Source organism: Brevundimonas sp. (genome assembly GCF_046295075.1).
Classification (GTDB): Bacteria; Pseudomonadota; Alphaproteobacteria; order Caulobacterales; family Caulobacteraceae; genus Brevundimonas.
In genome coordinates this window covers 19,468-44,883 of sequence record NZ_JBKBOC010000014.1, presented here as the reverse complement: position 1 = coordinate 44,883, position 25,416 = coordinate 19,468, and the positions used below count along the sequence as shown (strand labels likewise).

The 25,416-nt window shown below is 67.3% G+C and carries 25 protein-coding genes; 17 read left to right on the top strand and 8 right to left on the bottom strand.

The window, feature by feature from the left end; genetic code table 11:
- Positions 1-34: 34 nt before the first annotated feature.
- From ACK4MH_RS11555 to ACK4MH_RS11535, 5 genes are read left to right on the top strand one after another with little or no spacing between them, the layout of a single operon-like run.
- Positions 35-523: a CC0125/CC1285 family lipoprotein gene (locus ACK4MH_RS11555; RefSeq protein ID WP_409718412.1), complete on the top strand. Its 489-nt coding sequence runs from the start codon at positions 35-37 to the stop codon at positions 521-523.
- 40 nt (positions 524-563) lie between these two features.
- Entirely contained in the window at positions 564-959 is a 396-nt protein-coding gene (gene crcB / locus ACK4MH_RS11550; RefSeq protein ID WP_409718409.1) for a fluoride efflux transporter CrcB, read from the top strand.
- A gap of 47 nt (positions 960-1,006) precedes the next feature.
- On the top strand, positions 1,007-2,014 hold the full coding sequence (locus tag ACK4MH_RS11545; protein ID WP_409718556.1) for an RluA family pseudouridine synthase: 1,008 nt from the start codon (positions 1,007-1,009) through the stop codon (positions 2,012-2,014).
- Positions 2,011-3,495, top strand: coding sequence for a putative 2OG-Fe(II) oxygenase (locus ACK4MH_RS11540; protein WP_409718406.1), 1,485 nt, complete (start codon positions 2,011-2,013; stop codon positions 3,493-3,495). The genes ACK4MH_RS11545 and ACK4MH_RS11540 overlap by 4 nt, the downstream gene beginning before the upstream one ends.
- Before the next feature lie 16 nt (positions 3,496-3,511).
- Entirely contained in the window at positions 3,512-4,264 is a 753-nt protein-coding gene (locus ACK4MH_RS11535; protein WP_409718403.1) for an ATP12 family chaperone protein, read from the top strand.
- 10 nt (positions 4,265-4,274) lie between these two features.
- On the opposite strand, the gene ACK4MH_RS11530 is transcribed toward ACK4MH_RS11535, so the two are convergent.
- Entirely contained in the window at positions 4,275-5,042 is a 768-nt protein-coding gene (locus ACK4MH_RS11530; RefSeq protein ID WP_409718400.1) for a pseudouridine synthase, read from the bottom strand.
- 366 nt (positions 5,043-5,408) lie between these two features.
- On the opposite strand from ACK4MH_RS11530, the gene ACK4MH_RS11525 reads away from it, so the two are divergent.
- A complete protein-coding gene (locus tag ACK4MH_RS11525; protein ID WP_409718397.1) occupies positions 5,409-5,813 on the top strand; it encodes a hypothetical protein in 405 nt (134 codons plus the stop codon).
- On the opposite strand, the gene ACK4MH_RS11520 is transcribed toward ACK4MH_RS11525, so the two are convergent.
- Entirely contained in the window at positions 5,814-6,449 is a 636-nt protein-coding gene (locus tag ACK4MH_RS11520) for a DUF938 domain-containing protein (protein ID WP_409718394.1), read from the bottom strand. It abuts the gene before it with no gap.
- Positions 6,450-6,645: 196 nt separating this feature from the next.
- Between ACK4MH_RS11520 and ACK4MH_RS11515 the strand changes: the two genes are divergently transcribed.
- Positions 6,646-8,493: a phosphoenolpyruvate carboxykinase (GTP) gene (locus tag ACK4MH_RS11515; RefSeq protein ID WP_409718391.1), complete on the top strand. Its 1,848-nt coding sequence runs from the start codon at positions 6,646-6,648 to the stop codon at positions 8,491-8,493.
- 51 nt (positions 8,494-8,544) lie between these two features.
- On the top strand, positions 8,545-9,555 hold the full coding sequence (locus ACK4MH_RS11510) for an NAD(P)/FAD-dependent oxidoreductase (RefSeq protein WP_409718388.1): 1,011 nt from the start codon (positions 8,545-8,547) through the stop codon (positions 9,553-9,555).
- Here the strand turns inward: ACK4MH_RS11510 and ACK4MH_RS11505 are convergent.
- Positions 9,552-10,286 carry a TonB family protein gene (locus ACK4MH_RS11505; protein WP_409718385.1) on the bottom strand — a complete coding sequence of 245 codons (735 nt, stop codon included), beginning with the start codon at positions 10,284-10,286 and terminating at the stop codon, positions 9,552-9,554. The two genes, ACK4MH_RS11510 and ACK4MH_RS11505, sit on opposite strands and share 4 nt — an antisense overlap.
- 166 nt (positions 10,287-10,452) lie before the next feature.
- On the opposite strand from ACK4MH_RS11505, the gene ACK4MH_RS11500 reads away from it, so the two are divergent.
- Positions 10,453-11,250, top strand: coding sequence for a transglycosylase SLT domain-containing protein (locus tag ACK4MH_RS11500; protein WP_409718382.1), 798 nt, complete (start codon positions 10,453-10,455; stop codon positions 11,248-11,250).
- An 88-nt stretch (positions 11,251-11,338) separates the two neighbouring features.
- Complete coding sequence (locus tag ACK4MH_RS11495) at positions 11,339-12,478, top strand: DUF2336 domain-containing protein (protein ID WP_409718379.1); 1,140 nt, start codon at positions 11,339-11,341, stop codon at positions 12,476-12,478.
- A 52-nt stretch (positions 12,479-12,530) separates the two neighbouring features.
- Here ACK4MH_RS11495 and ACK4MH_RS11490 read toward each other — a convergent pair whose 3' ends face one another.
- The 3 genes from ACK4MH_RS11490 to ACK4MH_RS11480 all read right to left on the bottom strand — a co-directional run bounded on the left by ACK4MH_RS11490 (position 12,531) and on the right by ACK4MH_RS11480 (position 15,026).
- The gene (locus tag ACK4MH_RS11490; protein ID WP_409718377.1) at positions 12,531-13,007 is read right to left on the bottom strand and encodes an Hpt domain-containing protein; all 477 of its coding nucleotides are present in this window, start codon (positions 13,005-13,007) and stop codon (positions 12,531-12,533) included.
- A 62-nt stretch (positions 13,008-13,069) separates the two neighbouring features.
- The gene (locus ACK4MH_RS11485; RefSeq protein WP_409718374.1) at positions 13,070-13,867 is read right to left on the bottom strand and encodes an NAD kinase; all 798 of its coding nucleotides are present in this window, start codon (positions 13,865-13,867) and stop codon (positions 13,070-13,072) included.
- Positions 13,868-13,898: 31 nt separating this feature from the next.
- Positions 13,899-15,026, bottom strand: coding sequence for a DUF2336 domain-containing protein (locus tag ACK4MH_RS11480; RefSeq protein WP_409718371.1), 1,128 nt, complete (start codon positions 15,024-15,026; stop codon positions 13,899-13,901).
- Between the two features lie 175 nt (positions 15,027-15,201).
- Here ACK4MH_RS11480 and ACK4MH_RS11475 point away from each other — a divergent pair, with 175 nt between their 5' ends.
- From ACK4MH_RS11475 to ACK4MH_RS11460, 4 genes are all read left to right on the top strand, one after another.
- Positions 15,202-15,966, top strand: coding sequence for a class II aldolase/adducin family protein (locus tag ACK4MH_RS11475; RefSeq protein ID WP_409718368.1), 765 nt, complete (start codon positions 15,202-15,204; stop codon positions 15,964-15,966).
- Positions 15,967-15,986: 20 nt separating this feature from the next.
- Complete coding sequence (locus tag ACK4MH_RS11470) at positions 15,987-16,739, top strand: hypothetical protein (RefSeq protein ID WP_409718365.1); 753 nt, start codon at positions 15,987-15,989, stop codon at positions 16,737-16,739.
- Positions 16,740-16,852: 113 nt separating this feature from the next.
- Positions 16,853-17,977, top strand: a complete 1,125-nt coding sequence (locus ACK4MH_RS11465; RefSeq protein ID WP_409718362.1) for an efflux RND transporter periplasmic adaptor subunit — start codon at positions 16,853-16,855, stop codon at positions 17,975-17,977.
- Positions 17,977-21,183, top strand: coding sequence for an efflux RND transporter permease subunit (locus ACK4MH_RS11460; protein ID WP_409718553.1), 3,207 nt, complete (start codon positions 17,977-17,979; stop codon positions 21,181-21,183). The genes ACK4MH_RS11465 and ACK4MH_RS11460 overlap by 1 nt, the downstream gene beginning before the upstream one ends.
- A gap of 4 nt (positions 21,184-21,187) precedes the next feature.
- Here ACK4MH_RS11460 and ACK4MH_RS11455 read toward each other — a convergent pair whose 3' ends face one another.
- A complete protein-coding gene (locus ACK4MH_RS11455; protein WP_409718359.1) occupies positions 21,188-21,691 on the bottom strand; it encodes a c-type cytochrome in 504 nt (167 codons plus the stop codon).
- Between the two features lie 150 nt (positions 21,692-21,841).
- Here ACK4MH_RS11455 and ACK4MH_RS11450 point away from each other — a divergent pair, with 150 nt between their 5' ends.
- The 3 genes from ACK4MH_RS11450 to ACK4MH_RS11440 are packed head-to-tail and all read left to right on the top strand — an operon-like array spanning position 21,842 to position 24,777.
- The gene (locus ACK4MH_RS11450; RefSeq protein ID WP_409718356.1) at positions 21,842-22,123 is read left to right on the top strand and encodes a ferrous iron transport protein A; all 282 of its coding nucleotides are present in this window, start codon (positions 21,842-21,844) and stop codon (positions 22,121-22,123) included.
- Positions 22,123-23,991 carry a ferrous iron transporter B gene (locus tag ACK4MH_RS11445; protein WP_409718353.1) on the top strand — a complete coding sequence of 623 codons (1,869 nt, stop codon included), beginning with the start codon at positions 22,123-22,125 and terminating at the stop codon, positions 23,989-23,991. The genes ACK4MH_RS11450 and ACK4MH_RS11445 overlap by 1 nt, the downstream gene beginning before the upstream one ends.
- 33 nt (positions 23,992-24,024) lie before the next feature.
- The gene (locus ACK4MH_RS11440) at positions 24,025-24,777 is read left to right on the top strand and encodes a prepilin peptidase (RefSeq protein WP_409718350.1); all 753 of its coding nucleotides are present in this window, start codon (positions 24,025-24,027) and stop codon (positions 24,775-24,777) included.
- Here ACK4MH_RS11440 and ACK4MH_RS11435 read toward each other — a convergent pair.
- Entirely contained in the window at positions 24,774-25,400 is a 627-nt protein-coding gene (locus ACK4MH_RS11435) for a TetR/AcrR family transcriptional regulator (RefSeq protein WP_409718347.1), read from the bottom strand. The genes ACK4MH_RS11440 and ACK4MH_RS11435 overlap by 4 nt on opposite strands.
- Between the last annotated feature and the right edge of the window lie 16 nt (positions 25,401-25,416).

The following is a 25,416-nucleotide window of genomic DNA, read 5'->3' as shown; positions in this document are numbered from 1 at the left end:
GTTTTGGCGCTATGTCGTCGAAAGGATACCTATGATGAAGCGTCTCGCCATCGCCTTGACCGGCCTGTCCGCCCTCGCGCTGAGCGCCTGCGCCAGCCTGGCCCCCTACGGCGCCCAGCAGGGACCGAACGGGCAGGGGTTCTCTGAACAGAGGATCGAGTCCAACCGCTATCGCGTCAGCTATAACGGCGTCGGGGCGACCGGGCGCGTCGCCGACTGGGCCTTGGTACGCGCCGCCGATCTGACGACCGAACAGGGCTATGACTGGTTCGAGGTAACACAGAGCTGGACCGATGGGCGGCCGGGTGGGGCGGGCGGGGTTCGCCCCAGCGTGTCCATCGGCGGCGGCAGCAGCCGCTACGGCGGCTATTCCGCCTCGGGCGTCGGGGTGGGCGTGGGTCTGAACTTCAGCGGACCGCAACCGACATCGACCACGCTGGAAGTCGTTCTGGGTCGAGGGCAGAAGCCGGAGCGGCCCAACGCCTATGATGCGCGCTCGGTCCAGGGTTCCATCCCGCGCTGACCATCGCTTTCGGCGCGTGCGGCGTATAGAAGGCCGCACGATGACACGTTTTCTTCTCGTTGCGGCGGGCGGAGCCATAGGCTCCATGGCCCGCTATGGGCTGGGGCTCGCCGTGGGCCGGCTGGCGCCCAACGTCGGCTGGCCGCTGGGCACGTTCGCGGCCAATGTCATCGGCGGCCTGTTGATGGGGCTGCTGGTCGGTTGGCTGGCGTTCCGGGGCGGGGCGCAGCAGGAGGCCGTCAGGCTGTTCGCCGCCGTCGGCGTGCTGGGCGGGTTCACGACCTTTTCGTCCTATTCGCTGGAGGCGGTGCAGATGATCGAGCGCCGCCAGATCGGCCTGGCCGCCGCCTATGTGGTCGGCTCGGTCGTCCTGGCCATCGTCGCCCTGTTCGTCGGCCTGATCATCGCCCGCCGCGCCCTTGGAGCTCCGCTTTGACCGATTATTCTCCAGCGGACGAGCCGCATGACGCTGAAAAAGACGCCATCAAGGACGCCCCGAAACGCGAAGTCCTGACGATCTACGTTGCGGAGGACGAGGACGGCATTCGACTGGACCGCTGGTTCCGCCGCCGCTGGCCGCACCTGTCGAACATCCAGGTGCAGAAGATGGCCCGCAGCGGCCAGATCCGCGTGGACGGCGCCCGCATCAAGCCCGAAGGCCGTCTGACCGCCGGGGCCGCCGTGCGGGTGCCGCCGATCCCGGACGACACCTCGCGCCAGGCCGGGGACATGCACACCCTGTCCGAACAGGACATTCGTTTCGTCAAGTCGCTGGTCCTCTATGAGGACGACATGGTCATTGCGATCAACAAGCCGCACGGCCTGGCTGTGCAGGGCGGCACCAAGACCAGCCGCCACGTCGACCGTCTGCTGTCGGCCTGGGGCGAGGGGGTCAACCGGCCCCGTCTGGTCCATCGTCTGGACCGCGACACCTCGGGCGTTCTGCTTTTGGGCAAGGGGCCGGAGGCGGCCAAGCGGCTGGCCGGCGCATTCGCACGGCGTCAGGCCAAGAAGACCTATTGGGCCATCGTCATCGGTAATCCGAAGCCCTATTCAGGCCAGATCGACATGCCGCTGAAGAAGACCGGCATCAACGACTTCGAGATGATGCGCCCGGCCGAGCGCAAGGACCCCAAGGCCGAGCCGGCCGAGACGGCGTTCAGCACCGTCAGTCGCGCCTCGCACCGTGCCTCCTGGATGGCGCTGCGGCCCTTCACCGGACGGACGCACCAACTGCGCGCCCATATGGCCGGGATTGGTCACCCGATCCTGGGCGATCCGAAATACGGCGACGAGAAATCCAAGGAACTGTCCGGACCGCTGAAGCTGCAACTGCATGCGCGCAGTATTGAACTGGACCACCCTCGCGGCGGGACACTGAAGGTCACGGCGCCGCTCAGCCCTGAGATGAAGGCCGGCTTCGCCCACTTCGGCTTCTCCGAGGACGAGGCGGAGGACGATCCCTTCCTGGGCGTGAAACGAATCCGGTGACGGCGGTCGGGCAGTCACAGGTCGAGCAGGCCCAAGCCTTAGCCGCCGTTGGGCGGCTGAATGAGGCGTTGGACGTGCTGACGCCGGTGGTCGCAAATGCGAACGCGCCGTGGCAGGCGCTGTCATTTCAGGCCGACTTGCTGAAACGTGCGGGGCGTCTGGCGGACAGCGCGGCTGCCTCACAGCGACTGGTCGCGGTTCGACCGCACAGCGTGCCGGCGCGGCACAATCTAGCTTCCACCCTGGGCGATCTGGGCCGGGCGGCCGAGGCGGAGGCCGCCTGTCGCGGCGCCATGGCCATCGGCGGGGATGCGCCGGAGACCTGGCTGGTGCTGGCGCGTGCACTCCAGGCGCAGAGCCGGTTCGATGAGGCTGAAGACGCCTGTCGTCAGGCGCTGGCGCGGCGGCCCGGCTATGGCGATGCGCTGAGGGATCTGTGCCAGTTGATCTGGATGCGCGATGCCGATCTTGAGGCCGCCTGCGCGCCGCTTGACGCCGCCATCGCCGCATCGCCCGCCGCGCCCATGCCGCGTCAGATCAAGGCGCGGCTGCTGGAATACGCCGGGGAGGCGGAGCGGGCGTATCGCACGCTGGTCGCCGGGCCATTGGATGGGCCGGGCGAGTTGGCGGCGGCGCAGGCGTGCCTGATGCTGGATGCGCGACGTGCCCTGGATCATGCGAACCGGGCGGCGGCCCTGGCCGGCGGTGGGGTCGCGGCGATCATGGTGACGCAGGCCGAATGTCTGCTGGCTCTAGGCCAAGCAGACGCCGCGCTGATTCCGATCGAGGCGCTGCGGGTGCGAGAGCCGTTGAACCAGCATGTGCTGGCCTTCCATGCGACGGCCTGGCGGATGCTGGGCGATGATCGCTATGGCCGGATGTACGACTACGACGCCTTCGTGCGTTCCTATCGGCTGGAGACGCCGCCGGGGTGGGCGTCGCTGGAGGCCTATCTGGTCGATCTGGCCCGGGCGCTGCATCGGTTGCACACGCTGAAAACCCATCCGGTGGGGCAGTCATTGCGCGGGGGATCGCAGACCGTCGCCGCGCTGGCGCAAAGCGATGATCCGGCGATCAAGGCGTTCTTCCAAGCCATCGACAGGCCGATCCGCGACTATATGGAGGGGGTGGGTAAGGGTGACGATCCGTTGAGAGCCCGCAATACCGGCGACTATCGCATCCAGGGCAGTTGGTCGGTGCGATTGCAGCCGAACGGGTTTCACGCCGACCATATCCATTCGAACGGCTGGCTGTCGTCGGCCTGCCATATCGAACTGCCTCCTGCAGTGGCGGGGGAGGGGCGCGAGGGCTGGTTGCGATTCGGCGCGCCGCCCGGCTTGCCGAGCCTTGCAGCCGAACACCATGTGCAGCCCCAGCCGGGAACGTTGGTGCTGTTTCCTTCCTATATGTGGCACGGCACCCAGCCGTTCGGCGGCGAGGCGTCGCGTCTGACGCTGGCGTTCGACGTCGTGCCGGCCTGATTTCAACGGACCTCTGATGACTGACAAGCCCGCCCCGCATCGCCCGCGTTTCGTCGAACAGTCGCCGGACCGAATCTCGCGCTTCTGGAAGGAGGCGGTCGTCGGTCCGCATGCAGACGGCGGCTGGGCCGTGCTGCTGGACGGGCGCACGCCCAAGACGCCGGACAAGGCGGCGCTGGTTCTGCCGACGCAGGCCGCAGCCCAGCTGGTCGCCGACGAATGGGCGGCGCAGGGCAAGTTTCTGGATCCCTCGACCATGCCGGCGACGCGGCTGGCCTCGACCGCCATCGACCGGATCGGTCAGGCGCGCGAGCCGGTGGCCGACGAGATCGCTGCTTATGCGGGATCGGACGTGGTCTGCTATTTGGCCGAACATCCGACGCCGTTGGTCGAGCGACAGGCGCGGGAATGGGGGCCGTGGCGCGACTGGGCCGCGCGCGAGATGGGCGTGGTGCTGGAGCCTGTGGCCGGCATCGTGCATCGGCCGCAGTCGCCGGACGCCATCGCGCGGGTAAAGGCGCACGCCCTGTCGCTGGATGACTTCCGTCTGACGGGGTTGGCGACGGCCGTGCCGTTGCTGGGGTCGGCGGTGCTGGCCCTGGCGGTGGAGCGGGGAGTGCTGGACGGCGGCGGGGCGTTCGACCTGTCGCGGATCGACGAGCTGTTTCAGGAAGACCAGTGGGGCGTGGACGCGGAGGCGGCCGAACGCACCGAAGCGCGACGCGTCGAGGCGCAACTGCTGGATCAGTGGTTCAGGGCCCTGGATTAGGGCGCTGAACTCAGGATGCTGAGTGGGCGATGAGCATCGCGCGCTCTTCGTTTGTCAGGTGACGCCAGCGGCCCTCGGGCAGGTCGCTCAACTCCAGCGGGCCGATGCGGGTGCGGTACAGGTCCACGACCTCCAGCCCCACCAGTTCGCACATGCGACGGATTTGGCGGTATTTGCCCTCGTCTAGGATGAACCGCAGGCGTTGCGGCCCGATCTGGGTGACGCGGGCGGGCTTGAGCGGCTTGTCGTTCAGTTCCATGCCGTGCCGCAGGCGGCTGAGCTTGCCTTCGGTGATCAAGCCTTCGACGACGACCAGATACTCCTTGTCCAGTTCGGAAGCCGGGCCGATCACCGCCTTGGCGACGACGCCGTCAGACGACAGCAGCAACAGACCGCGCGAATCCTCGTCCAGCCGGCCGATGGGGGGCAGGGAGGCGTCGCGAGCAGGAATCTCGCCCTCGCCGATACGGTTGGGTTTCGTCAGCAGGCGCACGGCGGGGATCTTGCCGGGATCGGGCTGGCCCGAGACGTAACCGACCGGCTTGTGAAGCACCAGGGTCATGCCCGACGCCAGGGCCGCTTGGGCGGTGTCGTTCAAGGTCAGGGTCTCGCCCGGCTGAATCTTGCGGCCCGCGTCGCTGATGGTCTCGCCGTCGATGGAGACCAGGCCGTTTGCGATCAGGGTGTCGGCCTCGCGCCGGGAACAGACGCCGGTCTGGCCCAGCCACTTGTTCACGCGAACGGGTTCGTCGCCATCATAGGTGCGGGTGAAGGCCATGCGATTCCGTCGTCCAGTCGATGTCGCTGTCTAGAGCCGGGCGAGGTCGCGAGCAAGCCGGACACGGTTTTCAGGATTAGGATGGCCAGCCTGTCCTAATTGGCAGGTTGATCCTGACGGGATCTCCACTATATGTGACAACATTCCACAAATGATCCTGAGTGCGGGACGACAGGCGTCGAACCCGTCGATTTCCCTTTTTCTGATCATTGGCGTGGGCGGTTCGACAGCCTCGCATGTCGGATCTGGATCAGTATTGAAACATTTCAAGGAGACGTCTTGTTCGCTCAAAACAAATCTTCCGCAGGCCCCCGTCGCACCGGTTACAACCGTCCTGTTCCTACCCGTTTGCGCATGGGGCTGGTGATGCGGCGTGACATGGAGTTCGGCGAGCTGGGCGACGTGGAGGGCGCGTTGCGAGCCGAAGGCGTGGGCCTGGCCCCGATCTCGACGGGCGACGCCAGCCTGATCACCGGCGGCGTGACCGTGCTGGCCACCGCGACGGCCAAGGACATCGTCGAAGGCCGGCTGAAGGGTTTGATCGTTCCGGGCGGTTCGACAGACGAGGCGTCGCTTGCCGCCGTCCGGTCCCTGCTGGATTTGGCGCGCGCCAACGCCCTGACGGTCATTGCCTTCGCTGATGGCGTGGCCTTGGCGGCCGAGAGCTTCGGCGTTTCGGCTGAGGCCGACGGCGCGGTGTTCAAGGACGGCGCCGTGACCATGCTGAGCGACAACGGCGCACTGTCCAAGATCGTCGGCGCGATCGCCTGATCAAACGGCGCGGAACAGCAGGATAAGGTTGTTCGCCGGCACCTGAACCCGCAGCGTGGCCGCAAGACCATGCGAGCGGGCCAGGGCCTCGACCGTTTCACGGTCGCGTAGACCCCATTCAGCGTTTCGCGCCTTCAGACTGTCGTCGAAGGCGGCGTTCGACGCCGCCAACTCGACTTTAGCCTCGCGATACGGTCCGTAGAGCGCCAATAGACCGCCGGGGCGTCGCAGGACGCGACCGGCTTGTTCCATCAGCCCCTCGGTCGCCGACCAGGGGCTGATGTGCGTCATGTTTGCACAATATATCGCATCGACTGGCCCCTGCGGCCACGTCGCCGGATCGGCCGCGTCGAGCGCCAGCGGCGAATTCAGGTTGGTCAGCGCCAACTGGCGCGTCCACGCGGCGATGCTGTCGCGCGCCTGTTCGCTGGTGTCGCTGGGCGTCCAGTCCAGGCCGGGCAGTGCGGCGGCGAAGGCGGTGGCGTGTTCACCCGATCCCGAGGCGATCTCAAGCACGCGTCCGCGCGCCGGCAGATGGGCGCGCAGGACCTGCAGAATCGCCTCCGCATTGCGACGAGCAGCGGGCGAGCTGAGGGCGCCGTCAGGCAGGGCGGAGAGGGAATCCAGCGTTTGCACACGCTCTTCTAGCGCCCGATCGCGCCGCTGACACCTGCGATCTTTTGCCAGAGACACCGGTGGACATCGGCGCTTTCTTGCACGGTTTGACGTGGCGGAAAGACCGGAGCATCTCGCCTGTAACAGTGCGTGATCGTCGCGTGCTGAAGGTCACGACGGCGTCAGATCGTCGGGCCTGTTCGCTCAGGAGACGCCCTTGCCCCTTTCCGCCACGCCCGGACTCCATCCGTCGCCGACCGCCCATTCCGGCCTCGTCGCTTGGGTCGAGCAGATCGCCGCCCTGACCAAGCCCGCCCGTGTCTACTGGTGCGACGGTTCGGAAGAGGAGAAGGCGGCCATAACCGCCGACCTGCTGGCCAAGGGCACGCTGAGGGCGCTGGATCAGGACAAGCGGCCGGGCTGCTATTACGCCGCGTCCGATCCCCGCGACGTGGCGCGGGTCGAGAGCCGGACCTTCATCTGTTCGGACGACGAGGCCGACGCCGGTCCCACAAACAACTGGGCCGATCCGATCGAAATGCGCGAGCGTCTGGACGGGCTGTTCGACGGCTGCATGGCGGGGCGGACGATGTATGTCGTGCCCTTCTGCATGGGGCCGCTGGGATCGGCCATCAGCGCCTTGGGCGTCGAGATCACCGACAGCGGCTATGTCGCCCTGTCGATGGGGGTGATGACCCGCATGGGCAAACCGGCCTTGGACCAGCTGGGCGACAGCGGCGTCTTCGTGCCCGCGGTCCATACGCTGGGCGCGCCGCTGGCCGCGGGTCAGGCCGACGTGCCCTGGCCCTGCAACGATGACAAGTGGATCGTGCATTTCCCCGAGACGCGGGAAATCTGGTCCTATGGCTCGGGCTATGGCGGCAACGCCCTGCTGGGCAAGAAATGCTACGCCCTGCGCATCGCCTCAATCATGGCCCGCGACGAGGGGTGGCTGGCCGAGCATATGCTGATCCTGAAGCTGACCGATCCGAAGGGGCGCGCGAAATATGTGGCCGCCGCCTTCCCAAGCGCCTGCGGCAAGACCAACCTGGCCATGCTGCAGCCCAGCCTGCCGGGCTGGAAGGCCGAGACCATCGGCGACGACATCGCCTGGATGCGGTTCGGCGGCGACGGGCGGCTGTATGCCGTGAACCCCGAGGCCGGCTTCTTCGGCGTCGCGCCCGGCACCAGCCGCAACACCAACCACAATGCGCTGGAGACCCTGGCGACCAACACCATCTTCACCAACACCGCCCTGACGCAGGACGGCGATGTGTGGTGGGAGGGGCTGACCAAGGAGGCTCCGCAGGGGCTGACGAACTGGAAGGGCCAGCCGCACGATCCCGCGTCCGGTGAACCGGCGGCGCATCCCAACGCCCGCTTCGCCGCCCCGGCAAGCCAGTGTCCCGCCATCGCGCCGGAATGGGAAGATCCCAAGGGCGTGCCGATCGACGCCATCCTGTTCGGCGGTCGGCGGGCCAGCGCCGTGCCTCTGGTGACCGAGGCGTTCTATTGGGAACACGGCGTCTTCATGGGCTCGACCGTGGCGTCCGAAGGCACGGCGGCGGCGGAAAACAAGGTCGGGGAACTGCGCCGCGATCCCTTCGCCATGCTGCCCTTCTGCGGCTACAACATGGGCGATTATTTCGCCCACTGGCTGAAGATGGGGCAGGGGCGCGACGCGTCGAAACTGCCGCGCATCTTCTTCGTCAACTGGTTCAGGAAAGATCAGGACGGGCGGTTCGTCTGGCCCGGATTCGGCGACAATGCGCGCGTGCTGAAATGGATCAGCGAACGGATCGACGGCGAGGCCGAGGCGGTGGACACGGCGGTCGGTCGGGTGCCGTCCGTGGCCGCGCTGGACCTGTCGGGCCTGGACCTGACGCCGGCTCAACTCTCGATCCTGCTGGATGTGGACGCGAGCGTCTGGGCCGAGGAGGCGGCGCTCATCCCGGACTTCTATCGCCAGTTCGGCGACCGTCTGCCGACCGCCCTGTGGGACCAGCATACGGCCCTGGTCGCGCGCCTGGACGATGCGGGCGCGGCCTCAATGGCGGCGGAATAGCCTGAAGGCATCTTGCAATGGGGGCGTTGCGGGTCAATCAGACGGCCCGTGATGTCTTTCCCTCCCATCGTGATCGTCGGCGCCGGCGTGCTGGGCCTGTGTACGGCGTTCGAACTGCATCGACGCGGCGGGGCGGTAGTGGTGGTCGATCCGGGCGAGGTGAACGCCTCCCTAGTCGCGGCGGGGATGATCGCCCCGGCGATGGAATCGGCCATTGACGACGTGTCGCCCGATCACGCCCGGCTGTTCCGGGCGGGCCGAGATCTGTGGCCTGCATTTTCGGCGGCGGCGGGGATCGCTCTGGCGCATCGACCGGCCGAGTGGCGGGGAGGCGATGTCGACGGGATGGAGGCGCGACTGCGCGCGCTGGGCTTCGACGTTCGCCGCGAGGGCGAGCGTGTCACGACCGACGAGGATTATCAGGTCGATCCTGCGCAAGCGCTGGCGGCGCTGAAACAGGCGCTGGGCGAGGCCGTCATCATGGGGCGGTTGACGGAGATCGTGCGCACCGACAACGGCTGGCGGGTCTCTGTCGGCAACCGGATGCTGGACGCCGAGGCGGTGGTGCTGGCGACGGGAGCGGGTGAGGCTGTCGCGGGTTTGCCTGAGGCCGCGCGGGGTCTGATCGACGCCATCCAGCCGATCCGGGGACAGATCGGCGTCGCCGCCCGGAATCTGGTGGATCATGTCGTGCGCGGGCCGGGGGCTTATATCGCGCCGATGGCCTCAGGTGCGGTGATCGGGGCGACGATGGAGCCGGGGCGGCGAGACACCGCGCCGGATGACGAGACATCCGACCGTCTGACACAGGCGGCTTGGGGCGTGCTGGATCGGACGCCCGAACCGCTGGACATCGACTGGCGCGCGGGCGTGCGCGGGGCGACGGCGGACGGTCTGCCGCTGGCGGGCGCTGCGCCGGGCGAGCAGGGTCTGTTCATGGCCTTGGCTCCGCGTCGGAACGGCTGGCTGCTGGGGCCGCTGGTGGGTGCAGTTGTCGCCGATGCGATCGAGGGGCGGGCGGCCTCGACGGAAGCCCGCGCCCTCGATCCTGGTCGGTTCTAGCCCGCCATCGCGAAGCGGACGGTGAAGTTGACCGTCGCCCCATCGACGGGGCGGCCGTCGACCGTGCGCGGGTTCATGCGGAAGTCGCGCGTCAGGCTCTGAGCCGCACGACCGAAGCCCTGGCCGCTCGGTGTCTCGCCCACCACGCGGCAGCCGGTCAGGCCGCCGTCCATGCGCACCATGCAGCTGAGGCTGGCGGAACCCGGCGTGCCGTTCTCGGCCGCGCGGGTGGGATAGGCGCGCGCCATCTGCGCCGACGACGGGCGGCTGGCCCAGGTCGGGTTGTTGATCACCGAAGGCGGACGCGGCGGCGTTTCCACTGTCGCCGTGCCGCCTTCGACGCCGGTGGGCGCCGTGCTGACGATCACCTGTCCGGGCGGCGCCGTATTGGTCGGGTTATCCGGCGGGGTCAGGGCGAGCGTCGGCACATCGGCGGGCACGGTCAGCGCCGGCTTGTGAATCGGCGTCGGCGGGGCCGCCGTGACCGTGGGCGGAAGCGGCTTGGGCTTGGGCGGAGTCTGGAAGAAGACATCGATGGGCTTGTCGGGCTCGGCGGGTTGCGTCATCCCGCTCAACTCGAACCGCTGATTATACAGCGCCACCCCCGCCCCGACGTGCAGGACGACAGAGACGCAAATGGCGCCCAGCATCCAGCGCGGGATGGGCTTCTTGCGTTCCCCGAAGTCGATGGGGCTGATCAAGCCGGGGCCACCGGCGGCACGGATCATCATAACTTCACTCCCTCGTTCACCGCCCCCGCAGCGCCCGTAACTGCAAGTTGAGCGCGCTGGTTGTGGCGGCTTTGCGGCAGAGGTTCGGGGTTCGACCAATGTCGATCCGTTAACGGCCGCGTTAAGAATTAAGGGTTGGTTAACTACGTTCGTCGACCATCCGCACATGGGCATCGGAGCGATTCCATCGACAGGCGGGGTAGAGGCGGCCATTCGGCGCGCGTCTAACGCTGTGGGCGTGGACTACGACTTTCTGATCAAGACGGCGCGTCGCGAGAGTGCGATGAACCCGTCCGCCAAGGCGCCGACCTCTTCGGCGGCCGGCCTGTTCCAATTCATCGAACAGACTTGGCTGGGCACCGTCAAACAGCACGGCGCCCAGCACGGCTATGGCCAGTACGCTGATCTGATCCATCGTGGATCGGACGGGCGCTGGCGGGTCGAGGGTTCGGCGCGCAATGTGGTGCTGGACCTTCGGTTCGATCCCCATGCCGCCTCGACCATGGCGGCCGAACTGACGGCCTCGAACGCGGCATACCTGCGCGGTCGGACGGGCAAGGAGCCGGGGGCCGGCGATCTTTATGCCGCCCACTTCCTGGGGCCGGCGGGAGCGGCGGGCCTGATGCAGGCGATGGATCGCAATCCGGGCGCCAGCGCCGTCGCCATGTTCCCCGAGGCCGCGCGGGCCAACCGAAGCATCTTCTATCGCAGCGGACGCGCCGCCACGGTCGCCGAGGTTCACGCCAATCTGCAGCGCACGGCAGGCGAGGGCGCCCCGGCGGCCGGGACGGGCGAAACCAAATACGCCGTGCCGAATCTGAGCGACAAGGATCAGATGCTGGCGGCGCGGATGGACCGGCTGAAGCAGGACCAGGGGCTGCTGGCCCTGCTGCTGGGCCAGGACGGATCGTCCAGCAACGGCTTCGGCGGCGCTTTCTCGCCGAATGGCAAACAATCGACCTGAGTCGTCACTTGGCAACCGATGGTAAACTGCCCGTTAAGCATGGCAGTCTCATTCTGGGATCCACGCCCGATTCCATGACGAGCCGTCCATGACCGCCTTCCGCGCACGCCTCACAGAAGTGGACATTCGACGCCTCATCAAGGCGACGGACGACGATGAACGGGCCGAGGCGGCGCACAAGCTGTGCCGCAACATGGAACGCGCCGAGCTGGACGAGGACGACCGGGCCGCGGCGCAGAAAATCCTGCGCCTGCTGGCCAACGACGCAGCCGAACTGGTGCGGCGCGCCATGGCCGTCACGCTGAAGGCGTCGGACCTGATCCCCAATGATGTGGCGCGCAAACTGGCTGGCGATCTGGACAGTATCGCCTTGCCGATCATCGCCGCCTCTCCAGCCTTCAGCGACGAGGACCTGATCGAAATCGTGCGCGCCGGCTCTGTCGTGCGTCAGGTCGCGGTGGCGGGACGGTCGCGCGTGTCGCGCGATGTGGCAACGGTGCTGGCCGAGGAAGGGTGCGAACAGGCGGTTCGCACCGTGGCGGCCAATGACAACGCGGACCTGTCGGAAGCCGCGCTGGCGGCCGTGGTCGATCGCTTCGCCGAGGCGCCCGAGGTGCTGACGGCCCTGGCCTATCGGCAGGTCTTGCCGATGAGCGTGACTGAGCGCCTGATCCAGCTGGCCAGCGATGCGGTGCGCGAGCACCTGATCAGCCGCCACGCCGTCGCGCCGGAGACGGCCATTCGTCTGGCCCAATATGCGCGTGAGCGGACGACTGTGGATCTGGTCGATCAGGCCGCCGTCAGTTCGGATCTTGCGGCCTTCATGACCCATTTGAATGCGCGTCGCGTCCTGAACGCCTCGCTGCTGTTGCGCGGCCTGGCGCGCGGTCAGATGGCGATGTTCGAATATGGCCTTGCCGAACTGGCCAACACGCCCCATCACCGGGCCTGGCTGATGGTGCATGACGCGGGGCCGCTGGGGCTGAAGGCCATCTATGATCGGGCGGGCCTGCCGCCGCGCCTGTTCCAGGCCTTCCGCGCCGGGGTCGATACCTGGAGGACGCTGGCGTCCGAGGGGATCGACACGTCCAGCGCCTATTTCCGCGAGCAGATGCTGGAACGGTTCCTGACTCAGCGACCGAACGTGCTGCGCGACGATCTGGCCTATCTGATGGAACGGCTGGATCAATCGCCGTCTCCGGCGCTTTCCGCCGCCAACGCCGCATAAAAAGAGGCCCGCCATTCGGCGGGCCTTTCGCATCATGGCTGAGGGGGACGTTTCAGCCTGCGAGATGGTCTGCGACGCGCGCTTCCAGGGTTTCGGCCAGGGCGCGGCCGGTGGGGTGTTCGTCGGTCTTGATCTGGTCGCGGACCACGGCGCGGATGGCGTCAATGTGGGCGTCCAGTACGACGACCGGCGCGGTCATGCGACGGTCGGCGTCGTCCAGCATCTTGCACAGCGAACCGGCGATGCGCGTCACCAGCGGGTATTCGTAGGTCGTGCCGAGGCCCTTGAGGTCATGGGCGCGGAAATATAGGGCTTCGGCAGTGGTCGGATTGTAGCCCTGTTCGCGAATGTCGGCCTGGGCCTTGTCCAGCTTGACGATCTCGTCGTTGAGCCACTGGCCGAACTGAGCCGCCATAGCCTTCAGCGCCTCCTCGGCCCTGGCGATGGCGTCGGCGTTGATGCCGAAACCGCCGCCGACCTTCATGCGCAGGGCGTTCGTCGGGGGGGTGATCTGCGCCGGATTGCTCATGGCGGGCTCCATAGGACTTTGAAGGCAAGGTACGGGATCGGGCTTAAGAACCCGTGACCGGATCAGTTGGCGAACTGTTCGGCCATCACGCGTTCGTCGAACGATCGTCCGGCGTCGAACAGCATGGTCAGGCTGAGGTCACGCCGTTCGCGCACCTCGACGCGGGCGACACGCCTGACTTCGAAGTTGTCAGCGGTGGCCGAGACGGGCCGTTTGTCGGCCTCCAGCACCTCGAACCGCACCTTGGCGCCGTGCGACAACAGGGCGCCGCGCCAGCGCCGGGGCCGAAACGCGCTGATCGGCGTCAGGGCCAGGATGCGGGCGTCCAGAGGAATGATCGGGCCGTGCGCCGAGAGATTATAGGCGGTCGATCCCGCCGGCGTCGCCACCAGGCAGCCGTCACAGGACAGTTCTTCCAGGCGCACGCGGTCGTCGACCGTGATCCGCAGCTTTGCGCTCTGTCGCGTCTGACGCAGCAACGAGACCTCGTTGATGGCCAGGCCGGTATGGACCTCGCCGCTCTCGGTCCAGGCGTCCATCTGCAGCGGATGGATGACGGTGCGTTCGGCGGCGGCGATTCGCTCCAGCAGGCCCTCTTCCTCGTAGTCGTTCATCAGGAATCCGACCGAGCCGCGGTTCATGCCATAGACCGGCGTGCGCTGGCGCAGGTTGGCGTGCAGCGTCTCCAGCATCTGACCATCGCCGCCCAGGGCCACGATCACGTCGGCCTCCTGCTCGGATACCGCGCCATAGCGCGCGATCAGGGCCTTTCGCGCCGCCTGGGCTTCAGGGCGATCGCTGGCGACGAAGGCCAGCGCCGGCGAGCCTGGAATGGGGGAGGAGGGAGTGGGCTGGGTCACGGCGGGACGTGAGCCGAGCTTGACGGCGAAGTCAAACGATCGCGGGCTTTTCCATCATCTGGCGGAAAGCACGCGAGGCGGAATGGGCGTTCATCGGCGTCGCCGTCCAGCCGCCGTCGGCGGGCAGGCCGCCTGACAGTTTGCGCACCTCGACCAGCAGGGAGGCGAAGACGGCCTTGTCCACGCCCACGGCGATACAGGCCAGATAGAGGGGTTCGGCGGTCGGGGCGCGCACGGCGTGATGCACCTGGGCGTCGCTGAAACCGCCCAAGGCGGCGAGCGCCTGTTCGAACAGTTCGAACCGCTGTTCCCGCAGGGCGCGGATGAGCAGGCCGGGACGCAGTTGGCCGGCGGCCTCCAGCTTGTCCACCAGGCGACGTTCCATGTCAGAGCGTTCGCGATCTTCGGCCAGCCGGCTGGTCGGCGCCGTGCGCCATTCGGGGCTGCCGACGGCCTTGGCGGCGGCCTGCTGGACGGCGGCGTTCAGCTGGGCGTCGTCGATGCGGAACCGTTCGCCGATCGACTGGCGCAAGGCCTGGCCGACCCATTGATACAGCTGCTGGGCCAGTTGTTCGTTCAGTCGGGGATGCCGCGTCAGCGGCGCGCGCAGGCCTGCGAGGCGCCGCGAATGATCGACCAGCTTGCGCATGGCGTCTTCGCTGATGTCCGCCGAACGGTTCGACGCCAGGGCGGTCATGGTCACGGCCTCGCCCCGGTCGATGATCGTGTCCGCCACGGGCCGGGACAGCTGGGGCCGGCGCGCCACGGCGATCTGATGCTCCAGCGTCGCCTCGATCAGCAGCCGGATCAGGTCGGTGTCCTGCAGCAGCGGGCTGGAGGTGATGACCGGCCGGGCGATCTCGATCTCGTCCAGCGCCAGCATGTTGATCAGGGCGGGCGGGGCCCAGTCGACGCCGGCGATGCGCTCGGACAGGGCCAGGCGGATGTCCCGCTCGGCCTGGGCGGCCAGGGTCAGGAAGATGTCGCTGAGCAGCGGGCCGACCTCGGCCGGCGGACGCGTCGCTTCGCAAAGGCATGTGACCTTCAGCAGCAGCCGTTGACGGTCTTCCGCCGAGCGGCTTTGCGCCAGGGTCAGAAGTTGGGAAACGGTCCGGTCGTCCCAGGCGTCGCGGGGCGGCTCCAATTGAACGACAGACACAGCGGCTCCCCGAACCGACGACGATGCTTAACCATAAGGCGCGGTCGTGAAGACGGCGTTAAGCAAAGCTAACGGCCGCCTGATGACGCAGCGTCAACATCGTTCAAGGCGGGTTGACGGCGCATGCGGGCAGGGCGACGGTTTCTCAAAGCCCGTTCAGAGGCAGGAGGAAACCATGGCTGACGGAACGAGTCCTTCGATCAAATCCCGCGTGTCCGAGGCCGAATGGCAGGTCCGCGTCGAGCTGGCGGCCCTGTATCGGCTGGTCGCCTTGCACGGTTGGGACGACATGATCTTCACCCATATCTCGGCGCGGGTGCCGGGGCCGGAGCATCATTTCCTGATCAATCCGTACGGCTTCTATTTCGACGAGATCACGGCCTCGTCGCTGGTGAAGGTCGATCTGGAGGGGAACATCGTTCAGGACACGACCCACTTCATCAATCCGGCGGGCTTCACCATCCACTCCGCCGTCCACGCCGCGCGCGACGACGCCAAGTTCGTCATCCACCTGCACACAGTGAACGGCGTCGGCGTGGCGGCTCAGGCCGAAGGTTTGCTGCCGATCAGCCAGAACGCGTGTTTACTACAGTATCAGGTTGCGTATCATGGGTACGAGGGGTTGGCCCTGAACCATGACGAACGCGAACGTCTGGTAGCCGACCTGGGGGACAAACCGCTGATGCTGCTGCGAAACCACGGCACGCTGGCGGTCGGGGAAACGGCGGCTCAGGCATGGATCGGCATCTTCTTTCTGGAGAGGGCCTGCGCGCAGCAGGTCGCGGCCCTGTCGGGCGGGCGTCAGCACATCCTGCTGGCCCCCGACGAGGCGCAGGCGGAAACCAGGGAACAGGGACGGGGCATCGGCTTCATCTCGTCCCTGACCTGGCCGGGCGCCCTGCGTCAGCTGGACCGCAAGTCGCCGGGCTACGACGCCTAGGTCTCGTCGGGGCTGCGGCGGTGCTTGCGCTAGGTGCGCTGGCGCCCGTCCAGGCCCTCGCCGGCGCCTGGGTCCAGCCCAAAGGCAAAGGGCAGGCGATCGTCAAATATGAGCGGCTGAGCGCCGATGGCGGTTTCGACGCCTCTGGCCAGGAGCGCGACCTGCCGGCCGAACGGCGCGACGCGGCGCTGGGCCTGTTCGCCGAATATGGCGCATCGGACCGGCTGACCCTGCAGTTGAAGGCCGACTGGCAGGACGGCGAGGACGCCTTCGTCGATTACAACGGGCGCGGCCCCATCGAGATCGGCGCGACCTGGCAGGTCTGGCGTGACGACCGCAACGCCGTCAGCCTCTACGGCGGCTACACCTGGGCCGGGGAGGGGCGCAACGCCGGCTATGCCCAGCCGGGCGTTGGCGAGCACGACTGGGAGGCGCGGGTGTCGGTCGGCCGATCCTTGGGCGAAATGGGCGCGCGCTGGGGCATGGACGGATCGTTCGTCGAGCTTCAGGCCGCGCGGCGTCTGCGTGACGGCCTGCCGGACGAGACGCGCATCGACGCCACGGCGGGCGCCCGGATCGGTCGCGACTGGATGGTGCTGGGCCAGGCGTTCGGCGGGGCGGCGGACGGCGGGTCACGCTGGCTGTCGCTGGAAACCTCGGTGGTGCGCGATTTCGGGGGCTGGAGCGTGCAGGCCGGATGGAGACAAACCGTCGCAGGCAGAGAAGCCGCAATCGCCCGTGGGCCTGTTCTGGCGGTGTGGCGTCGTTTTTAGAGGGAGATTTCTGCGACGGAAAATGTGATCCGCCACGTTACTGATACGTAACATTGCGCGCACTTCATTACCCGGTAATGCATGCGGCGTCCCCCTGACCGAGAGACCCCCGCGTGATCAAACGTCACTTCTTCCTCATCGCCGCAGCCGTTCTGCTTGGGCTGATGGTCATCGCAGCCATCGTCAAGATCGCCACCGGGGACGAAAAGTCGGCCCAAGGGCCGGGCGCCGCAGGCGGCCGACGTGGCGGCCAGGAGGTGTCGCAGGCCGTCGTGGGCCAGCGTCAGTTCTCGGACCAGATCCGGGTGCTGGGCGTGGCGCGCGGGCAGCGGTCGGTGAACATCACCTCCTCGACCACTGAACTGATCACGCGCGTCCTGTTCGCCGACGGCCAGCTGGTGTCGGCCGGCGCGCCGCTGGTTGAGCTTCAGGCGCGCGAGGAAGACGCCGCCATCATTGAGGCCCGCGCCAACGTCAATCAGGCCCAGCGCGAATATGATCGCTACAAGGCCCTGGCCGACCGGGGCATCGCGCCCCAGGTGATGCTGGAACAGGCCGAGACGGGGCTGGAGACCGCCCGCGCTTCGCTGCAAGCGGCCCAGGCGCGACGCGGCGACCGCGTCATCCGCGCGCCGTTCGCTGGCCGCATGGGTCTGACGACGGTGACGGCGGGCACGCTGATCAATCCCGGCGCGGTGATCGCGACCCTGGACGACACTTCGACCATTCGCGTCGATTTCCCCCTGCCGGAACGCTACCTGAACGTGCTTCAGCCGGGCGCCCAGCTGACGGCGACGGCGGACGCCTATGGCGACGAACCCTTCCAGGGTCGGATCGCCCTGATCGACACCCGCGTCAACGAAACCACCCGCGCCGCCACGGCCCGCGCCGAGTTCGCCAATCCCGGCGGTCGCATCCGCCCAGGCATGCTGCTGCGCGTCGTGGTCCAGCAGGGCCAGCGCCAGGCGGCGGCGGCCCCGGAATCAGCCGTGCAATATGAGGGCGCCGGCGCCTTCGTCTATCGCATTGCGCCCGGCCAGAACGGATCGACCGCACAGCGGGTCGAGGTCGAGGCCGGCGCCGTCGAGAACGGCTTCGTCGAAATCCTGTCGGGCATCGAACCCGGCGACCGTATCGTCGGCTCGGGCCTGAACCGCATCCAGCCGGGGGCGCCGGTCAGCGTCGCGGGCGCAGATCGCAAGTCGGCTGCCGACCGCAAGTCGGGCGCCGCCCAATGATGCTGTCCGACGTTTCGGTCCGGCGGCCGGTCTTCGCGGCCGTCGCCGCCATCGTTCTGTGCGTGATCGGCGCGGCGGCCTTCTTCTTCCTGCCAGTGCGCGAACTGCCGGACGTCGACCCGCCCATCGTCTCGGTCAACACCACCTATGCCGGCGCCTCGGCCGAGGTGATCGAGAGCCGGATTACTGAGCCGGTCGAACAGCAGATCGCCGGCATCCAGGGCGTCGAGCGCATCAACTCGACCAGCCGCGACGGCCGTTCGAATGTGAACATCGAGTTCTCGCTGGACCGTAACATTGACGACGCCGCCAACGACGTGCGTGACCGCGTCAGTCGCGTGGTCGGCCGCCTGCCGGACCAGGCCGACCCGCCGGAAGTGGCCAAGGCCGATTCCGACAGCCAGCCGATCATCATCGTCTTCCTGCGCTCGACCAGCATGAACCGGCTTCAGCTGACCGACTATGCGGACCGGTATCTGGTCGACCGGATGGCGACCGTGCCCGGCGTGGCCCAGGTCAACATCTATGGCGAGCAGCGCTATTCGATGCGGATCTGGCTGGATTCCGCCGCCATGGCTGCGCGGGGCCTGACGGTCAACGACGTCGAGACGGCCCTGACCAACCAGAACGTCGAACTGCCCGCCGGTTCGCTGGAATCCACGGATAAGGACTACACCGTCCGCGTGGCGCGCACCTATGCCTTGCCGGAAGACTTCCGGCAGTTACCCATCGGTACTCGCGGTTCCGCCTCGGCCTCGGCGTCCGTCGCCACCGGGACGGGCAGCGGCTCCTCGGCCATCATCCAAGGCCAGCCGACCTACGTCACCCGTCTGGGCGACGTCGCCCGTGTCGAGGAGGCGCCGGAGGAGGATCGCCGCCTGTTCCGCGGCAACGGCATGGACCAGATCGGCCTGGCCGTGACCCGTCAGGCCCAGTCCAACGACCTCGCCATCTCGGATGGCGTCCATGAGATGATCGACGAAATCCGGCCGACCCTGCCGCCGGGCGTGACCATCGAGATCGGGTCGGACAACTCAGTCTTCACCTCCCACGCCATCGACGAGGTCTGGATCACCATCGGCATCTCCATGGCCCTGGTGGCCCTGGTCAACTTCATCTTCCTGGGCAGTCTGCGAGCGGCGCTGATTCCATCCATCGTGGCGCCCATCTGCCTGCTGGCGACCTTCATCGTGCTGGCGCCTCTGGGCTTCTCGCTGAACCTTCTGACCCTGCTGGCTCTGGTGCTGGCCATTGGCCTAGTGGTGGATGACGCCATCGTCGTGGTCGAGAACATCCAGCGTCGTCTGGACCTGGGCGAGCCGCCCCTGGTCGCCGCGGAACGCGGCGCGCGTCAGGTCTTCTTCGCCGTCGTGGCGACGACCATCGTGCTGCTGTCGGTGTTCGCGCCGCTGCTGTTCCTGCCTGGCTATGTCGGGCGTCTGTTCGTCGAACTGGCGGCGGCCATCGCGGCCGCCGTGGCCTTCTCTGCTTTCCTGGCGCTCAGCCTGTCGCCGATGCTGGCGTCCAAAATCCTGAAACCGGCGCATGGCGGCGGCTGGGTCGCGCGTCGGGTGGACTGGGGTATGGATCGGCTGAAGTCGTCCTATGCCCGATCTCTGGACATGATGCTGGGTCGGCGTATCGCGGTGATCGGCGTCGGCGCCCTGATCCTGCTGGTAGCGGCGGGGGCGGGCGGCATCTTCCTGACCCTGCCCAACGAACTGGTGCCGGACGAAGATCGCGGCCGGGTGACCGTGCGCGTCGCCGGCCCCGAGGGCGCCGGTTTCGACTATACCCGCAAGATCATGTTGGGGCTGGAACCTCTGCTGGCCGAATACAAGGCGAACGGCGAGGCCGACAGCTATCTGGTCTCCGCGCCGGGCTTCGGCGGCGGCAGCTTCAACTCCGGCAACGCCGTCCTGACCCTGGCCGACTGGTCCATGCGTGATCGCACGGCGGCCGAGATCGCGCAGGAGCTGAACGGCAAGTTGCGCGGCCAGACGGACGCCCAGGTCAACGCCTCGACCCCCGGCGCCTTCCAACGCGGGGGCGGCAACTCCAACTCCATCGAGCTGATCGCCACGGGCACCGACTACCAGCAGATCTACAACTGGCTTCAACCCATGTTGGCGGCGGCCCAGGCCAATCCCGGCTTTTCGCGTCCGCGCCTGAACTATGAGCCGAACTCGCCGCGCCTGCTGGTCGATGTCGATCCGCAGAAGGCGGCGGCGCTGGGCGTGTCGTCCCAGTCCATCGGCCGCACGCTGGAAACGATGTTCGGGTCGCGGACCGCCACCACCTACATCAAGGGCGGACAGGAATACGACGTCATCCTGCAGACCGAGCGCGACAACCGGCGCGAGGTCGCTGACCTGGAGGCTCTCTATGTCGCGACCGGTGGCGGGCAACTGGTGCCGCTGTCGGCCGTGGTCACGACCAAGACCAGCGGCGACACGCCGGATCGTCGCCGTCTTGATCGTCAGCGGTCGATCTCGCTTCAGGCCGACCTGAACCCCGGCACCACCATCGACGACGCCATCCAGTTCCTCGGCGCCGAGGCGGCCAAACAGCCCCAGGGCGGTGTCGTCACCCAGTGGGGCGGCGCTGCGCGCGACCAGCAGGAGGCGGGCGGAGCGGTGTTTGCGGCCTTCGGCTTGGCGCTGCTGCTGGTCTTCCTGGTGCTGGCGGCCCAGTTCGAAAGCTGGATCACGCCGGCGGTCATCATGCTGACCGTGCCGCTGGCGGCGGCGGGCGGGCTGTTCGGCCTGTTGATGGCCGGGTCCAGCCTGAACATCTACAGCCAGATCGGACTGATCATCCTGATCGGGGTCGCGGCCAAGAACGGCATTCTGATCGTCGAGTTCGCCAACCAGCTGCGTGACCAGGGCCGGTCGATCCGCGAGGCGATCATCGAGTCGTCGTCCTTGCGTCTGCGGCCGATCATCATGACCTCGATCGCCACCGCCTTCGGCGCCTTGCCGCTGGTGCTGTGGCAGGGTGCGGGCGCGGGCAGCCGTCAGACGATCGGCGTGGTGATCTTCACCGGCGCCATCTTCGCCACCGTCCTGACCCTGTTCGTGGTGCCCGTGATCTATGGCGTCCTGGCGCGCTTCACCAAGTCGCCGGAATGGACCTCGCGCAAGATCGAGGAGTGGGAAGCTCAGGAAATGCGCGAAGGCGGACCCAAGGAACTGCCGGAAGGCTGATTGATCAGGAGGCGGGCGCCGGCTCCGGCTTGTAGCCCGTCTCCACCTTCAGGAAGGCGATGACGTCACGGCGATCCGTCGCGTCGGGCAGGCCGGGGAATGTCATCTTGTTGCCGGGCAGGAAGGTGCGCGGGTTCTCCAGCCAGTGATCCAGCTTCTCCGCATCCCAGGTGAAGTCTGCAGTGCGCATGGCGTTGGAATAGTTGTAGCGCGGCCGATCCCCCGCCTTTCGCCCGAACACGCCGTACAGGTTCGGGCCCGCCATGTCTGGGCCGCCTTCGCCGATGGTGTGGCAGGCGCGGCAGCGCGCGAAGGCGCGGCGGCCGTTCTCCAGATAGCCCGCATTGTAAGGAGCGGGCAGGGAGGCCAGCAGTGTCGCCTTCTCCGTCTCCGTCAGGACATGAACGGGCTTGGTCGGGGCCGTTGATGACGGCTCGCCCTGACCACAGGCGGCCAAGGCGAGGATGGAGGCAAGAAGAAGCGGGGCGACGAGGGCGAAACGGATCATGGCGGCTCCTGTTCAGCCTGTGATAGCGAAATACGCTGGCGCGGCAATTGGTCAAGCTGTCCTGCTGGACGCGGGGGCCTCGCACCTGATAATCAGTGTCAAAGAAACGCGGAGCCGCTGGGGAGCGGCCTCGCCCGTGCGAGCGTAAAATTGACTGACACCATCAAGCTGAGCCAGGCCCGACGCGGCGATCGCGGCGTCATCGTTCAGGTGGGCGCCCATTGTCACCATCAAGGAGAAGCGGTCGAGCTGGAACGCCGCCTGCTCGAACTGGGCTTCGTCGAGGGCGCGCAGATCGAACTGCTGCACGAAGGCCTGTTCGGTCAGGACCCCATCGCCATGAAGGTGGACGACATGCGCGTGGCCCTGCGCCGCCATGAAGCCGAGAGCCTGACGATAAAGCTGGACGCCGCCCAGTCTGAGGCCAACTGATGGACATCGCCCTGAAGACAGCTCGCGTCGCCCTGGTCGGCAATCCCAACAGCGGCAAGACGGCGCTGTTCAACGCCCTGACCGGCGCCCACCAGAAGGTCGCCAACTACGCGGGCGTCACGGTGGAGCGTAAGGAGGGGCTGATCCGCGCCGCCTCGGGCCGGACCATGTCCGTGCTGGACCTCCCTGGCACCTATTCCCTGCGCGCCCGCAGCCCAGACGAGGAGGTCACGCGCGACGCCGTGTTGGGTCGTCTGGCCGGAGAGACGCCGCCGGACGTGGTGGTCTGCGTCGCCGACGCCACCAACCTGCGTCTGGTCCTGCGTCTGATCCTGGAGCTGAAGGCTGTCGGCCGGCCCATGGTTCTGGCGCTGAACATGTACGATATCGCCCAGCGTCAGGGGCTGCGGATCGATCTGGAGAAGCTGGGCGCCGAGCTGGGCGTGCCGATTATCACCACGGTCGCCACGCGCAAGCGCGGCATCGACGATCTGATCGTCGCCATCGAGGACCGGGCCGCCGCCGCTGCCGTTTCGGAAAGCCAGTGGCACAGTCCCGACGCCGCCGAGCTGCGCACCGCCGCACGCGAAGCCGAACGGATCATGAAGGCCTGCGTGCGCCCGCCGGAGCGCCCCGACACCCTGACCGGCAAGATCGATTCGATCCTGCTGCATCCGGTCGCCGGCCTGGTCATCCTGTTCACCCTTCTGTTCTTCATGTTCCAGGCCGTGTTCAGCTGGGCCGCGCCCCTGATGGACGGCATCGAGGCCGGCATCGGCTGGCTGGGTGGTCTGGTCGCGACGGTCCTTCCCGACGGTCTGTTGCAAAGCCTGATCGTGGACGGAATCATTTCCGGCGTCGGCAGCGTGCTGGTCTTCCTGCCGCAGATCCTGATCCTGTTCCTGTTCATCATCGCCCTGGAAGACTTCGGCTACATGGCCCGCGCGGCCTTCCTGATGGACAAGATCATGGGCGGGGCGGGGCTGCACGGCCGGGCCTTCATTCCTCTGTTGTCCAGCTTCGCCTGCGCCATTCCCGGCGTGATGGCGGCGCGGGTGATCGATTCCAAGCGCGACCGCCTGACCACCATCCTGGTCGCGCCGCTGATGACCTGCTCGGCGCGGATCCCGGTCTATACGCTGATCATCGCCGCCTTCATTCCCAATGAGACGGTCTGGGGCTTCGCCAATCTGCAGGGACTGGTGATGTTCGGCCTCTACGCCGCCGGCATCGTCAGCGCGCTTCTGGTGTCGCTGGTGATCCGCAAGGTGTTCTGGCGCGGCGCGGTCGAGCCCTTCATGATGGAGCTGCCGACCTACAAGACGCCCGACCTTAAGAGCGTGGGCTTCAACCTGTGGCTTCGGGCCAAGATATTCCTGAACCGTGCGGGGCGTATCATCCTGCCGGCCGTGATCATCCTGTGGGTGCTGGCGACCTTCCCCTATCCGCCCGAGAACGCGACCCTGCCGGCCATCGACTATTCGTTCGCCGGCATGCTGGGCCGGGCGCTGGAGCCGATCTTCGCCCCCATCGGCTTCAACTGGCAGATGGTGATCGCCCTTATCCCCGGCATGGCGGCGCGCGAGGTGGCGGTGGCGGCTTTGGCTACCACCTACGCGATCGCCGACACCGAGAACGCCACCGGCCTCCTGGCCTCGACCCTGTCGGCGCAATGGTCGTTGGCGACGGCTCTGTCCTTCCTGGCCTGGTACATCTTCGCGCCCCAGTGCGTGGCGACCCTGGGCGTGGTCAAGCGCGAGACCAACTCGTGGAAATGGACCTGGATCATGATCGGCTACATGTTCGGTCTGGCCTATCTGGCGTCGCTGGTGACCTATCATGTGGCGGTGGCGCTCGGGGGCGGCTAAGCCAGAGCGGTTCGCCGCCGTCTGGACGTCTCGATGCATCCTGTGATCGCCGCCGCCGTCATGGGCGGGCTGGGCCTGATTTACGGCAGTTTTATCGCCGCCGTCAGCGTGCGCCTGCCGCGTGACGAGGACATCGTCGTCGCCCGCTCGCGATGCCGGGGTTGTGACCAGCCTTTGCGCGCCTGGGAATTGGTTCCGCTGTTCAGCTGGCTGGCGCTGCAGGGCCGTTGCGTGCGGTGCCAGACCCGGATTTCCCGGCGCTATCCGCTGATCGAGTTGGCCGCAGCCGCCATCGGCGTCTGGGCGGGGCTCAGCGGAGCCTCGTGGCTGATGGCGGGGGCGACGGCCGTCCTGGGCTGGCAACTGCTGCTGATCGCCATCATCGACGGCGAGAACTTCTGGCTGCCCGACATCCTGACCTGGCCTCTGGTCGCGACGGGATTGGCGGCGGCGGCGATGATCGGCTGGGATCTAGCCTTGTCGCATCTGATCGGGGTCGTGATCGGGTTCGGCGGCCTGTGGCTGGTTGGCTGGCTCTATAGGGCGATTCGCAAGCGCGACGGCCTGGGCGGGGGCGACCCATTCCTGTTCGCCGGGGCAGGGGCCTGGGTCGGCTGGATCGGTCTGCCCAGCGTGCTGCTGTGGGCCTGCGCGGTCGGGCTCAGCCTGGTGTTCGGAATGCTGGTGGTGCGTCGCACGGTCAGCGGAAGCGAGAAGCTGCCGTTCGGCGTCTTTCTCGCCGTGGGGATCTGGCTGACCTGGCTCTATGGCCCGCTGGGGCTTTAACGCCCTGTCGTCAGCTTGACGATGATGATGGCCGCCGTGTCCAGAATGGCTTCCGGCGTGTCGGCCCGCCGCAGCAAGTCGAAACTGGCCGCAGTCGATTCCGCGATCGAGGCGATCTGGTACGAGGCCAGGCGCGGATTATAGTCCTTGGGGTGCAGGCCGCTGGCGTGGGCCTGGGCTACGCGGCGTTCAATGGCCAGGTGCAGACGGCGAAGGCGGCGCACCCGGCTTTCGACGAAGGCCACGTCGCCGTTGTCCGCCAGCATGTGTTCGACCCGCAGCACCTGGCCATGGCTTCGCCAGATCGCCATCACGTCCAGAATGAAAGCGCGAGCGATGATGAAGGCTCGGTCGCCCGGCCAGTCGGCCTGAAAATGCGTCGCCAGACCCTGGAAATCGTTCGCCGCGACCTCGCACAGCGCCAGAACGGGCTCTTCGACCGTCTTGAAATAGGTGTAGAAATTCGACGGCGATACGCCCGCCGCCAAGGCCAGATCGGCGACGCGGATTTCGCCGTAGTGCCGCTCGTTCAACAGGCGTTGGGTCGCGTCGAGGATCGCCTGGCGGGTTCTCCCGCCGCGCGCACCGATCTTGTGGCCCAGCTTGTTGGTTGTGTCGGCCATGTCCCCGATGGTCGCA